This is a genomic window from Cyanobium sp. ATX 6E8, from assembly GCF_024346335.1.
GTDB lineage: Bacteria > Cyanobacteriota > Cyanobacteriia > PCC-6307 > Cyanobiaceae > Cyanobium_A.
On record NZ_JAGQCT010000006.1, the window covers coordinates 111312 to 123891 of the forward strand.

General features: G+C 67.1%; 11 protein-coding genes and 1 pseudogene. 7 read left to right on the top strand and 5 right to left on the bottom strand.

From position 1 onward, the window contains the following. Window positions 1-12: 12 nt before the first annotated feature. Entirely contained in the window at window positions 13-525 is a 513-nt protein-coding gene (locus KBY70_RS07240) for a DUF1997 domain-containing protein (RefSeq protein WP_094560094.1), read from the top strand. Here KBY70_RS07240 and KBY70_RS07245 read toward each other — a convergent pair. From KBY70_RS07245 to KBY70_RS07255, 3 genes are all read right to left on the bottom strand, one after another. After that, window positions 491-1180 carry a ribonuclease HII gene (locus tag KBY70_RS07245; protein ID WP_254987949.1) on the bottom strand — a complete coding sequence of 230 codons (690 nt, stop codon included), beginning with the start codon at window positions 1178-1180 and terminating at the stop codon, window positions 491-493. The genes KBY70_RS07240 and KBY70_RS07245 overlap by 35 nt on opposite strands. Continuing rightward, window positions 1128-3176 carry an Rne/Rng family ribonuclease gene (locus KBY70_RS07250; protein WP_094560096.1) on the bottom strand — a complete coding sequence of 683 codons (2049 nt, stop codon included), beginning with the start codon at window positions 3174-3176 and terminating at the stop codon, window positions 1128-1130. Before KBY70_RS07250 ends, KBY70_RS07245 begins: the two co-directional genes overlap by 53 nt. Before the next feature lie 423 nt (window positions 3177-3599). Beyond that, window positions 3600-6260, bottom strand: coding sequence for a TIGR03960 family B12-binding radical SAM protein (locus tag KBY70_RS07255; RefSeq protein WP_254987950.1), 2661 nt, complete (start codon window positions 6258-6260; stop codon window positions 3600-3602). Window positions 6261-6364: 104 nt separating this feature from the next. On the opposite strand from KBY70_RS07255, the gene KBY70_RS07260 reads away from it, so the two are divergent. The 5 genes from KBY70_RS07260 to KBY70_RS07280 are packed head-to-tail and all read left to right on the top strand — an operon-like array spanning window position 6365 to window position 9473. Then, entirely contained in the window at window positions 6365-7591 is a 1227-nt protein-coding gene (locus KBY70_RS07260; RefSeq protein WP_254987951.1) for an LL-diaminopimelate aminotransferase, read from the top strand. A 28-nt stretch (window positions 7592-7619) separates the two neighbouring features. Further along, complete coding sequence (gene clpS / locus KBY70_RS07265) at window positions 7620-7979, top strand: ATP-dependent Clp protease adapter ClpS (protein ID WP_254987952.1); 360 nt, start codon at window positions 7620-7622, stop codon at window positions 7977-7979. Beyond that, window positions 7976-8770 carry a CPBP family intramembrane glutamic endopeptidase gene (locus KBY70_RS07270; RefSeq protein WP_254987953.1) on the top strand — a complete coding sequence of 265 codons (795 nt, stop codon included), beginning with the start codon at window positions 7976-7978 and terminating at the stop codon, window positions 8768-8770. Before clpS ends, KBY70_RS07270 begins: the two co-directional genes overlap by 4 nt. A 30-nt stretch (window positions 8771-8800) precedes the next feature. Next, on the top strand, window positions 8801-9034 hold the full coding sequence (locus tag KBY70_RS07275) for a FitA-like ribbon-helix-helix domain-containing protein (RefSeq protein WP_094560101.1): 234 nt from the start codon (window positions 8801-8803) through the stop codon (window positions 9032-9034). Continuing rightward, the gene (locus tag KBY70_RS07280; RefSeq protein ID WP_158217046.1) at window positions 9021-9473 is read left to right on the top strand and encodes a type II toxin-antitoxin system VapC family toxin; all 453 of its coding nucleotides are present in this window, start codon (window positions 9021-9023) and stop codon (window positions 9471-9473) included. The genes KBY70_RS07275 and KBY70_RS07280 overlap by 14 nt, the downstream gene beginning before the upstream one ends. A gap of 18 nt (window positions 9474-9491) precedes the next feature. Here the strand turns inward: KBY70_RS07280 and KBY70_RS07285 are convergent, their stop codons facing one another. Together KBY70_RS07285 and cofG are read right to left on the bottom strand one after the other, a co-directional pair. Then, window positions 9492-11072 carry a photosystem II high light acclimation radical SAM protein gene (locus tag KBY70_RS07285; RefSeq protein ID WP_409996031.1) on the bottom strand — a complete coding sequence of 527 codons (1581 nt, stop codon included), beginning with the start codon at window positions 11070-11072 and terminating at the stop codon, window positions 9492-9494. Beyond that, on the bottom strand, window positions 11069-12115 hold the full coding sequence (gene cofG / locus KBY70_RS07290) for a 7,8-didemethyl-8-hydroxy-5-deazariboflavin synthase subunit CofG (protein ID WP_254987957.1): 1047 nt from the start codon (window positions 12113-12115) through the stop codon (window positions 11069-11071). The genes KBY70_RS07285 and cofG overlap by 4 nt, the downstream gene beginning before the upstream one ends. 167 nt (window positions 12116-12282) lie before the next feature. Between cofG and KBY70_RS07295 the strand changes: the two are divergent. Continuing rightward, window positions 12283-12580, top strand: a pseudogene (locus tag KBY70_RS07295) (photosystem II q(b) protein); the annotation flags it as partial.

The following is a 12580-nucleotide window of genomic DNA, read 5'->3' on the forward strand; positions in this document are numbered from 1 at the left end:
GGCCCGCAGGCCATGCCCCTGGCCTTCAGCGCCAGTCAGCAACTGCAACTTGACGTAAGCGTCCAGCCCGAACGGCTGGCCTCCTACCTGCAGGATCAGGACCGCGTCGTGAAGGCCCTACTCGACCCGAGCCAGCTCGAGCCCATCGGGCCCGGCCGCTACCGCTATACGGTCACCCAGCTGCAGGTGTTCCAACTGCAGATCCAGCCTTTGGTGGACCTGCGCACCAGTCTGGAGCCAGGGCGGATCGTGCTGGAGGCCACCGATTGCGAACTGGAGGGGCTTGGGCTGGTGGACGATTTCCAGCTCACCCTGGGCTCCTGGCTGGCGGCGGGAGCCCGTGGATTGGAAGGCGAAGCCACGCTCGCGGTGGCGGTGAGCCAACCGCCCCTGTTGAAACTGATCCCAGCCAAGGTGCTGGAGGCCACGGGCCGTTCGCTGCTGGCGGGCATCCTGCTGGGCATCAAGGGCCGGGTGGGCCAGCAGCTGCTCAGCGACTTTCAGGACTGGTGCCAGGAGCACTGAGCGTCAGCCGACCCAGAAAGCTGAGGCGGTGCAGCGGGGTGGGTCCCCATTGCGCCAGCGCCGCAAGGTGCTGGGCCGTGCCATAGCCGGCATGGCGCTCCAGTCCGTAGCCGGGGTAGCGCTGAGCCAGGGCGGTGATCAGGCTGTCGCGGGCCTGCTTGGCCAGCACGCTGGCCGCCGCAATCGCCAAGCAGTGGCTGTCGCCGCGCACCAGGGTGGTTTGCTCGCCGCGCCAGCCCCGCAGGGGCAACACCCCATCGACGATCACCAATGCGGGCGAGCGGGGCAGCTTCTGCAGGGCACGGTGCATGGCCCGCTCAGTCGCCAGCCGGATGCCATGGCGATCGATCTCCGCCGCCGACGCCTGGCCAAGGGCCCAAGCCGCCGCCCACTGCTCGATGGCCGGCACCAGCGCCGCACGGCGACGGGCGGTGAGTTTCTTGCTGTCGGTGAGGCCCAGCTCGCCCAAGGGGGCCAGGGCGGCAGCGGGAAGGACCACGGCAGCGGCAAAAACCGGGCCAAACAGGCAACCACGTCCCACCTCATCCACCCCAGCACAGGCGGCCGGATCCCGGCCTTGCCAGGGATCCGGCAAGGCCAACTCAGCTGGAGGCCGAGGAGCGGCGGCGGCGGCGGCGGGGTTCCCCGGAGTCATCCAGCTCTGGCTCCACAACCGCAACGGCAGTGGAGGTGGCCCCGGTCTTGGCGATCGTCTTGGCAGCTGAGGCTGCCACCGAACTGCGGGTGCGTCCGCGGCGGGCCGGCACCTCCACCTCCGGAGGGGCAATGCTGGTGGTGCTGGGCACCGACACCGTTACCACCGTTTCCGGTTCGCTGAGTTCAGGCAGGGGCGTGATCTCGACCGGAGCTGGAGGAGCCGCTGCCGAGCTGCTCAGCTGCTGACCCGTGCCGTTGGATGGGGCTTCACCTGCCTGGAAGTCGGACGTCGCGGAGCCACCGCCCCGACCACCCCGCCCCCGCCGGCGACGGGAACCACTCGCCGCCAACTGCTGACGGGCTTCCTCGAGCACCGCGTCCGCATCGACGCCGGGACGCACCACCCGCACCACGACGTTGTCGCCGGCGGGGGGCTGCTCTAGCAGCAGGGCGGGGTTGAGGCCCATCCAGCCAAACACCAATTCCTGGTCGGCATCCATCGGCACGGCCACCAGCTCGTGGTCGAAGCGGCGCGGCGCTGGCTCCGTGCTGGCAGCGGCACTGGCCCGTGGGACCTCAACGACAACGGGGGTCTCGAAGCCATCCGGCGCGCTAGTGGCTTCCGGCAATTCGGCGCCACCACGGCCGCCACGACCACCGCGGCGGCGGCGGCCAGAACCGGCCTCGGGGGTGCCAGGACTGAGCACCTCAGCCCGGGCCGATGCCGCTGAGCGCACCAGGCCGGTGAGGGTCGCCAGGGGCTGGAGGGTGTCCTTGCCGGGCAACACGGCCACATGGCCCAAGCCACCGCAGCTGGGGCAAGCACGCCCGAACAGCTCGTAGATGTTCTGGCCCTGGCGCTTGCGGGTGAGCTCCACCAGACCGAGCTCGGTGAGCTGGGCGATCTGCGGCCGGGCGGCGTCATCGCGCACGGCCTGGGTGAAGTGCTCCAGCAGCTGCAGCTGATCGCGGCGCGACTCCATATCGATGAAGTCGATGATCACCACGCCGCCAATGTTGCGGAGCTTGAGCTGGCGGGCGATCTCCACGGCCGCCTCACAGTTGGTCCAGAGCACCGTCTCGCGGGAATTGGCGGAGCGGGTGAACGAGCCGGAGTTGACGTCGATGACGGTGAGCGCCTCGGTGGGCTCGATGATCACGTAGCCGCCGGACGGCAGATCCACCCGCGGCTTGAGGGCATCACGAATGGCGGCGTTGACCTTGAAATGCTCGAGGATCTCCGACGACTCGGTGTGGGCCTCCACCAGCACGTTGGTGTGGTCGGAGCCCAGGAAGGCATTGGCCCGAGCAACCGCTTCGGGGGTGTCGACCACGACCCGCACCAACTCCGGGCTGTAGAGATCGCGCAACACGCGATGCACGAAGTCTTCATCGCGGTTGAGCAGCACCGGGGGGTTGGCACTCTCGGCAGCGGTCTGGATGCCCTCCCACTGCCGCAGCAGCGTTTCGAGGTCGTCGATCAGCAGCTCTTCGCTGACCCCCTCAGCTTCGGTGCGGATCAACAGACCTGCCCCGGGCGGCTTGATCAGCACCCCGAGGGCCCGCAGACGGTTGCGTTCGTTTTCGCCGTTGATCCGGCGGGAGATATTGACGCCCTGGCCCTGGGGCTGCAGCACCAGAAAACGCCCAGGCAGAGCGAGGTTGCCGGTCAGCCGGGGACCCTTGGTCCCCGTGGGCTCCTTCATCACCTGCACGAGCACCTTCTGGCGGGGCTCCAGCAGCTCGGTGATGCCGGCGGCACCCTTGCGCAGCCGCAAGGGGCCTAGATCCGTGACATGAATGAAACCATTCTTCTCGCTTTCGCCGATGTTGACGAAGGCAGCATCAATACCCGGCAATACGTTTTCAACGGTGCCGAGGTAAACATCTCCGATCTGATAGCGGCCCTGGGCCACCACCAGTTCATCAACACGTTCGTCGTTGAGAACGGCGGCGATCCGCAGTTGCTCGGCAATGACGATCTGCTGGGGCATGGGGAAAGGGAAGGGGCCCGATGGGCCCGACCAGGGGGGAAAGCAGTGAAAGGATCTGGCTGAAGCAGATCTAAGGCTGGACGAGGCGGAACCGGATGGAGCTCGGCCGATCCCGGATGAAGCAATGCGGATTAAAAATGCAGTTGGGCTGCTATCAGCCCTTCAAATCAAGCGGCCTGAACTGAAATGGCCTGAAGCAACCGAGATGTCGGAGGAACCGGACACCCGGGGGCGTTGCTGCGAAAATGCTGCTCTGAATCAGCCGCGCATCAACTGCCGCGGAACAACTTTCAGGAGTGGAACTTCTTGAAAGCGGTGGGGCGAAGACTGGGGCAGGGTTGCCCGGGGGCGGTGAAACCAGCGAACCTGGCTACCGGCAGCAGTTGGCATCCGAGAAACGTCGGATTCAACGAGCTATTCGCCTTAAGACGAAATTAGCACGGGCTTCAGGAGCAAGGCCTGGCGGCGCAGGGCTGTCAGGGTCAGGGATTGGCCCAGGCGCTCAGCGATCCAGTGCTGCACCTGCTCGGGCCGCAGACTGCGGCCCGAGGCATCGATCGCCGCCCGCAAGCTGCACCGTTGAACGCCGTCTGTTCCTGACGTCATTTGCAGCTCCAACAAAAAGGGACGGCAGTCCCGGCTGCGGGGGCGGCCTTTTTTATCCGTGTCTTGCCAGATCAAGCTCTCGGCAGCCAGCAGCGAGGCGCGCGCCTGCTGCCACTGCTCCGGCGTTACGTGCTCTCCCGCTTCGGGCTGAAGCACGAAGCTCCACTGGGCGGCCTCCAGCTCCTGGGACAAGCTCACCCCAAACACGGGGACCCGGGCCGCCGAGAGCAGCTGGAATTCGGAGGGAAGCTGCGGTTGCAGCTGCTCCCGCACCGCCGCCGGATCCACCGCTTGCGTGAACTCCAGGTCGAGCCACTCCCCATCCCCCTCCACCCCCAGGGGCAACGGCAGGGCCAACTGCAGGCGCGGCAGGGGATGGAAGCCACCGGTGAAGCTCACTGGCAACCCCGAACGGCGCAGGGCCCGCTCCAGCATCCGCAGGGTGTCGAGGTGGCTGATCAGGGCTAGGGAGCCGGTTTTGGTGAAACCGATCCGCAGCCGGTCCACCCGCTCGCTGGCCGGGGCGCGCTGGGGCAACGCGGCCGGAATCGCCGGCGGCGGAATCACCACGTTGTGGCCAAGCTCCGGACCACACACGCCGCAACTGCTGCATCCCTCGAAAGAACAGTCGGGCACCACCGCCGCGGCCAGGGCCCGCTGCAGATCTTCGGCCAGCCAGCGCTTGTCGAGGCCGGAATCGATGTGGTCCCACGGCAGGCTCTGGCGGCAGAAGGCCTCCAGATCCGCCGTCTCCATCGCCTCAGCCGCACTCCAGGCGCCGAGCTCCAGCTGGCGGTAGCGGCCACCCACGCCGGCAGCCTCGATCGCGCCGGTCCAGGCGGCGTAGCTGCGCTCGGCCGACTCAAACCATGCATCCAGCCCCGCCCCAGCCCGCCAGGCTGCCTCAATCACCGCATCGAGGCGCCGGTCGCCGCGGCCCACAAAATCTTCAACCGCCGAGAGGCGCACATCGGTGAAGTTAGTTTTGAGGCCGCGCAGCTGACGCAAGGCCCGGCGCAACAACTCCTGACGGCGCCGAAACTCCTCGGTGCTGACGCTGTGCCACTGGAACGGCGTGTGGGGCTTGGGCGTGAAATTGCTGATCGTCAGATTGAGCTCCAGCCTGCCCAGATCCGCGCATTGCCGCTGCAGGGCCTGACAGGTGTCGGCGATGCCGAGCACATCGGCGTCGGTTTCCCCCGGCAGGCCGATCATGAAATAGAGCTTGACCTTGCGGTAGCCGTTCTCCATGGCCGTGCGGATGCCGGCCAGCAGCTCGGCATCGGTGAGTCCCTTGTTGACGATGTCGCGCAAGCGCTGGCTGCCGGCCTCCGGCGCAAAGGTGAGCCCGCCCTTGCGCGCCCCGCCAATGATGTGGGCGATGTTGGCGTCGAAGCGATCCACCCGCTGGCTCGGCAGGGTGAGGCTCACGTTCTTGTCGGCTAGCCGGTTGCGCAGCTCGACGCCCACCGCCGGCAGGGCCAGGTAGTCGGAGCAGCTCAGCGACAGCAGCGAGAAATCGCTGTAGCCGGTGCGGCGCATGCCCTCATCCACCGCTTCCACCACCGCCTCGGGCTCCACGTCGCGGGCGGGGCGGGTGAGCATGCCGGGCTGGCAGAAGCGGCAACCGCGGGTGCAGCCACGGCGGATCTCCACCGTGAGCCGGTCGTGCACCGTTTCGATGTGGGGCACCAGGCCCATGGCGTAGTGGGGCATGGGCGTGGCGGTGCGCCGCTGCACCCGAGCCGGGGCGCCTGGTTCGAGCGGCTCGAGGCTCACCCCATCGGGCCCGGGGCCGTAGAGGCTGGGCACGTAGACCCCCGGCACCTGGGCCAGATCCCGCAGCAGCGCTCGGCGGCCCAGACCGGCAGCCCGGGCTTCAGCCACCACCAGGCCGATCTCCGGCAGCAGCTCCTCGCCGTCGCCGAGAGCCACAAAGTCGAAGAAGGCGGCGAAGGGCTCGGGGTTGCTGGTGGCGGTGGGCCCTCCGGCAAAGATCAGCGGTGGAGCATGCGGATGAGCCAGGGGCAGGTCGCCGCGGGCGTCCGCCCGGATGGGGATGCCAGCCAGCTCCAGCATTTCCAGGATGTTGGTGCCGCCCAGCTCGTAGCTGAGCGAGAAGCCGAGGATGTCGAAGGCCGCCAAAGGCCGGCGGCTTTCCACTGCAAACAGGGGCGCGCCGCACTCCCGCAGGCGGGCGGCGAGATCGGGCGCCGGCAGATAGCTGCGATCGCACAGCTGGCCGGGAACGCTGTTGAGGATCGAATAGAGAATGATGTGGCCGCTGTTGCTGGCCCCCACCTCGTAGACCTCGGGGTAGGTGAGCGCCCAGCGCACCCCGGCTGAGGGCCAGTCGGCGTCCCAATCCCGCTCGCGGACGCCCAGCTCATTGCCGAGGTAGCGAGCGGGCTTGCTGATGCCCAGGTCGACCAGGGAGGCGAAATCGATAGGTGCGTCGACGGGAACGGCGACGGTCACGGGCGCTGGTGGCTGGGGTGCAGCCTTGATCGTATGGAGGCCACCGCCGCATAGGACAATCGCCCCAACGTTCAACGGGCCCGGCGGCGGCCCACACCGCAGCAATGGCCCAGGTCAACGGCAACTACCTCAAGCTCAAGGCGGGCTACCTGTTTCCCGAGATCGCCCGACGGGTGAAGGCCTTCAGCGAGGCCAACCCCAGCGCGCCGATCATCCGCCTGGGCATCGGCGATGTCACCGAGCCCCTGCCCGAGGCCTGCCGCACCGCCATGAAGGCCGCCATCGATGAGATGGGCACCCGCGAGGGCTTCCACGGCTACGGCCCCGAGCAGGGCTACCTGTGGCTGCGTGAAGCGATCGCCACCAACGATTTTCAGGCCCGCGGCTGCCAGATCAGCGCCGAGGAGATCTTCGTGTCGGATGGCTCCAAGTGCGACAGCGCCAACGTCCTCGACATCCTCGGCTCGGACAACCGCATCGCCGTGACCGACCCGGTGTATCCGGTGTATGTGGACAGCAACGTGATGGCGGGCCGCACCGGCGACGCCGATGACGCTGGCCAATACGGCGGCCTCACCTACCTGCCGATCCATGCCGAGAACGGCTTCACCGCCCAGGTCCCGACGGAGAAGGTGGATCTGATCTACCTCTGCTTCCCCAACAACCCCACCGGTGCGGTGGCCACCAAAGAGCAGCTGAAGGCCTGGGTGGATTACGCCCGCGCCAACGACGCCCTGATCCTGTTTGACGCGGCCTACGAGGCCTTCATTCAGGACCCCTCCCTGCCTCACTCGATCTACGAGATCGAGGGCGCCCGCGAGTGCGCCATCGAATTCCGCTCCTTCTCCAAAAACGCCGGCTTCACCGGCACCCGCTGCGCCCTCACCGTGGTGCCCCGCGGCCTGATGGGCACCGCCGCCCATGGCGAGCGCGTGGAGCTGTGGGGCCTGTGGAACCGCCGCCAGTGCACCAAGTTCAACGGCGTGAGCTACATCGTGCAGCGCGGTGCCGAAGCCGTGTATTCGGCTGAGGGCCAAGCCCAGGTGAAGGCTCTGATCGCCTTCTACATGGAGAATGCCGCGATCATCCGCCGCGAGCTCAGTGAAGCTGGCCTGCAGGTGTATGGCGGCGAGCAGGCCCCCTACGTGTGGCTGAAGACACCGGATGGAGTCGATTCCTGGGGCTTCTTCGATCTGCTGCTCAACAAAGCCAACGTGGTGGGCACTCCCGGCAGCGGCTTCGGCGCCGCCGGCGAGGGCTACTTCCGCCTCTCGGCCTTCAACAGCCGCGCCAATGTGGATGACGCCATGCGGCGCATTCGGGCCCTTTAATGGAGCCGTCGTCATGACACCAGCGGCCATGACCTCCGTAGCCAGCGACCAGCCCTTAGCTAGCGACCCACCCATCGCCACCCAGACCCCCAGCCGCGAAAGCGGCGGCGCCGCCGTGATGGAGAAGGCTCCGGAACGGGTGCGCCAGCCCCAGCGGCGCTACAAGGTGCTGCTGCACAACGATCCAGTGAACTCGATGGAATACGTGGTGTCCACCCTGCGGCAGGTGGTGCCCAGCCTGAGCGAGCAGGACGCCATCGCTGTGATGCTCGAGGCTCACAACACCGGCGTGGGCCTGGTGATCGTGTGTGACATCGAACCGGCTGAGTTCTACTGCGAGAGCCTCAAGGCCAAGGGCCTCACCAGCACCATCGAGCCCGAGGAATGAAGCCCCATTGGTGGGGCACGCTGCTCTATGTGCCCGTTTTGTATGGGCTGGGCTGGCTGGCCAGTCGCCCCCTGCTGCTGCTCGCCCCCAGCTGGCGCACCGATCAGGTGGACCTCGCCGGGCTCGCCGTCTCGCTGTTGCTGCTGCTGCTGACGCTGCCGCTGCGGCTGCGGCGCGTGTGGCAAGACCCCCAACCCTGGCAGCGTCTGGGGCTGGCGGTGCCGTTGGCATTAGCCCTGCGCAGTGGAGTGCGCGGCCTACTCAAAGCGCTGGTGCTGTTGCTGCTGGTGGCGGCGGCCCTGGTGCTGGCGGGCCAGGCCCAGTGGCTCGGGGAGCTCAACAGCGCCCTGCTGATCAACGGGCTGCTGTTGCTTGTGGGGGTCGGATTTGCCGAAGAGCTGCTGTTTCGCGGCTGGCTCTGGGGTGAGCTGGAGCTGCAGGTGGGGGCCCGCCGGGCACTGCTGCTGCAGGCGCTGATCTTCGCCCTGCTGCACCCCTGGTACCGCGCTCCGGGTCTGCTGGGGGGACTGATCCTGCTGGGGTTGGTACTGGCCCTGCAGCGCCGCGCCGATGGCGGCTCCCTCTGGGGCGCCATCGGCCTGCATGGCGGCCTGGTGGGGGGCTGGTTTCTGGTGCAGAAGGGGCTGCTGCAGATCTCCCCGGCCGCGCCCGGCTGGTGGGTGGGGCCCGGCGGCGCCGACATCAACCCGATCGGTGGTCTGATCGGCTGGATCGGCCTGGCGGCGCTGCTCTGGGCGCGGCGGCACTGGTGGGCCCAACCCCTGCCATAATTGCTATCAAAGACGCTATCAATCAGAGCCATGGCCCAGGTGTTGATTCGTCAGCTCGACGATCAGCTGGTGGAACGGCTACGGCAGCAAGCCAAGCGACGCGGGCTCTCCCTCGAGCAATCCCTTCGGGACATCCTGCGCCAAGCAGCCGCCGAGCCCGCCCAACTGCTGGACGACCTGGCCCGGCTACGCAGCCAAACCCCAGCCACCGGACGGGAGCTCGACGTAGCAGAGCTGATTCGTGAGGGCCGTGAGCAGCGCTAAGGCCTTGGTTTTGGATGCATCGGTGCTGTTTGGCTGGTTTGCCAACTGCCGCACCACCGCTCCTGCTCTTGCGTTGTTGGAAGCCACCACCGTGGAGCAACGGCTGGCGCCCGATCTGGTGCTGATCGAGCTGCTCAATGCCGGCTGGAAAAGCCACCGCGCCGGAGTGATCACCACCGAGCAGTTTGAGGCGATGGCCACCCACACGCCCCAGCTCCTGGGAGCCATCGTGCCCAGTGGAGAGCTTCTGGAGGCCGCCTGGCGCTGGTGCACAATCCTCGACCACCCTGCCTACGACTGCCTTTATCTGGCCTTGGCCGAACGTCGGCAAGCACCCCTGATCACCGCCGATCAACGGCTCCTGCAACGCCTCAACAATCTGGGAGCTCCAAGCGATCTGGCGATCGATCTCAACGCTTGGGCCCTGCCCATCGCGTAATCAACGCAGCCACCCGCTTCAACGCACAGCCGTAGCCAGCGCCCGCCGCCCCTCCACCGGCGCATGCAGCGCCTCCTCAAGGGGCGCCAACCCGTAGTCGCGCTCCAGCAGCGCCATCACCGTGCGGCCGAAGTCGCCAGGGTTGGTGTCGAAAGCCTCGAGGCAGATGCGACCGAAGGTGCTGCCCATCGGCTCCGGGTTCCAGAGCATCTTGCGGGCGTTCCAGGGCATCATGCTCATCGGGTTGTAGCCCGGCTGGATCAGGCCCTGATCGAAGCCGTATTGCTCCAAATGCGTGTGGGGCTGCAGGCCGATGAAGAAGATCGCCGGCTCCACCTTGTCGGCCCCGAAGATGCGCTCCAGCTCGCGGTGATAAGCCACAGTCTGGCGGATCGTTTCGGGCCGCTCGTCGATCACGTTGAACGAATAGTTCACCGACACGTGCTCACGAAAGCCCGCCCGCGCCAGCATCCGACAGCTTTCTAAAACAGTGCGCAGGTTGTAGCCCATGCGCATCTTGCGCACGAGCTCCTGGGATCCCGAGGTGATGCCGATCTCGAAATAGTCCATGCCCGTGGCCACCATGAGCTCGGCCAGCTCGGCATCGAGGTTGTCGGCGCGGATGTAGGCGGCCCAGCGGATGTCATCCCAGCCCTGGGCCTGAATCGCGCGCAGCAGCTGCTTGGCATCCTCGATGTAACGCCGCGCCGGGATGAACTGGGCATCGGTGAACCAGAAGCCCCGCACCCCTTTGGCGTAGAGCTGGGCCATCTCGGCGATCACCTCCTCCACCGGGTTCACCCGCACCGCCTTGCCTTCCACCACCGTGTAGACGCAGTAGCAACAGTTGTGGGGGCAGCCGCGCTTGGTCTGCACGCCCACATAGAAGTCGCCACCGTCGAGATACCAATCCAACTGGGGCCAGATCTCGGCGATGTAGGCGTAGTTGCAGGCAGTTTTCTCCATGCCCGCCGGTTGCTCGTGGATCAGCCCCGGCCGGGGCTCTTCACCCACCACAAAGCAGCGCTCCCCCGCCAGAGAGTCGCCGCGGATCAGCTTCTCCAGCAGCGGCTCCCCTTCCCCCACCGAAACCACCGTGCCCTTGGGCAACCGGCGACCCAACTGCTCATAAAACACACTCACGGCGCCCCCGCCGAGCACAGCCGTGGCCTGGGGCTGGTAGCGCCGGGCCCGCTTCAGACCACGGCGCACCAGGCGCAGGTTGCGCCACAGCTCGCCATAAAAAGAGCCCATCAGGCGCAGGCCGCCGAGGGCACCGCGCAGGCGCTTGAGGGGATTGGCGGCATAGAACACCTCAAAGGAGTTCTGCAGCGGATTGCCGCCGCGCCCGTCCACCGGCGCATAGATCTGGATGTCGCGCCAGGAGAACACCAGCAGGCTGGGGCGGAACTGCTCCACCGTGGCCAGCAGCACCCGCTCCACATCCAGCAGCGGCACGGCGGCCAGATCGAGAATCCGCTGCGGAATCGCCGGAAACTGCTTGTGGATGTGATCGGCCAGGTACACCGGGCCGATCGGGAAGATGGGGTTGCAGGGCAGGCGCACCAGCAGCACTCGCTGATCGCGCGTGGCGCTCACGGCCATGGACTCGTGGGTCCGGAGGAGCTGGACGCTAACAAGTGTGCTTCGGTGCGGTGGGCCTGGCGCTGCAGGGCCGGCGGCAGCCAGTGGCGCCAGGCAGGGTGCACGCACAACCTCGGCACCAGGCTGAAACCGGCGCGCTCCAGCACAGCCGCCAACCATGCCGGGGTGGGCTGGGGATAGGCGCGGTTGATCACATCGCTGCTGTCGATCCCGCCGAGATCGTCGATGCCGGCGGCCAGTGCATCGGGCAGGGCCTCCAGAGGCCAGAGGTTGGGGGGCAGTTGCAGATGCACCTCCGGCGGCAGGATCGCTCGGGCCTCCGCGATGGTGACGAGCAGGTCGGCCTGCTCAGCAGCGGTGAGCAATTCGGCTGCGGCACCGTCGGGCCGAAAGGGCTGCAGGATCACCTCCTGCAGATGTCCCCAGCGTTGCTGCAGTTGGGCCAGCAGCTCCAGCCCCGCGCGGCGGTCGGCGTGGCTCTCGCCCACCCCGAGCAGCAGCCCGGTGGTGAAGGGAATCCCTAGGCGGCCAGCCTGTTCCAATTGGCCGAGGCGCACGGCCAGCCGTTTGCTGGGGGCGTACCGGTGCAAGGCGTCGTAGGCGGGGCCGAGGCCCTCCAGCATCAATCCCATCGAGGCGTTGAGGCGACCCAGGGCGGCCATCTCCGCCAGCGACAGGGGGCCAGCATTGGTATGCGGCAATCTCCCCTGCGCCCACGCCAACCGGCTGAGGGCCAGCAACCGCTCAAACCAGGCACGCCGCTCGGTCGCATGGGGCGCCACCTCGCCGCTGAGCAGCAACACCTCCGTCGCCTCGGGCCGAGCCACCAGAAGGGCCTGGGCGGCGGCATCGCTAAGGGCATCAGCGAGGTTGTCCGCAAGGGGGCCTGCGGGGTCGGGCGGGCGCCGAAAACTGCAGTAGCCGCAGGCGTTGAAGCAAAACCGGGTGGGCACCAGGGTGACGCTCGGGCTCCACGTAATCGGCCGTGCCGCCGACCTCAGAACTCCCGGCTCATCAGCTGCGCTAATCAGAGTCATCAGCAGCCCTGCGGCATCCAGGCCGCGGCTTTCTCACCATCACCGCAATCTTCCGTTACAGTTGCGAGCGACGGGATTCCGTCCGGCTGTTTTCGCTTCTGCCCTTTCGGCAGATCGGATTCCTGCCTTCCATACCCGTTCCTCTGGAACACCCTTCTCTCGTTCTCATGACAACCACTATTCAGCAGCGCCAAGGCGCTTCTGCGTGGAACCAGTTCTGCGAGTGGGTCACCTCCACCAACAACCGCCTCTATGTGGGCTGGTTCGGTGTGCTGATGATCCCCTGCCTCCTGGCTGCCACCATCTGCTTCATCGTGGCGTTCATCGCCGCTCCCCCCGTCGACATCGACGGCATCCGTGAGCCCGTCGCCGGCTCCCTGATGTACGGCAACAACATCATCTCTGGTGCTGTTGTGCCTTCCAGCAACGCCATCGGCCTGCACTTCTATCCCATCTGGGAAGCCG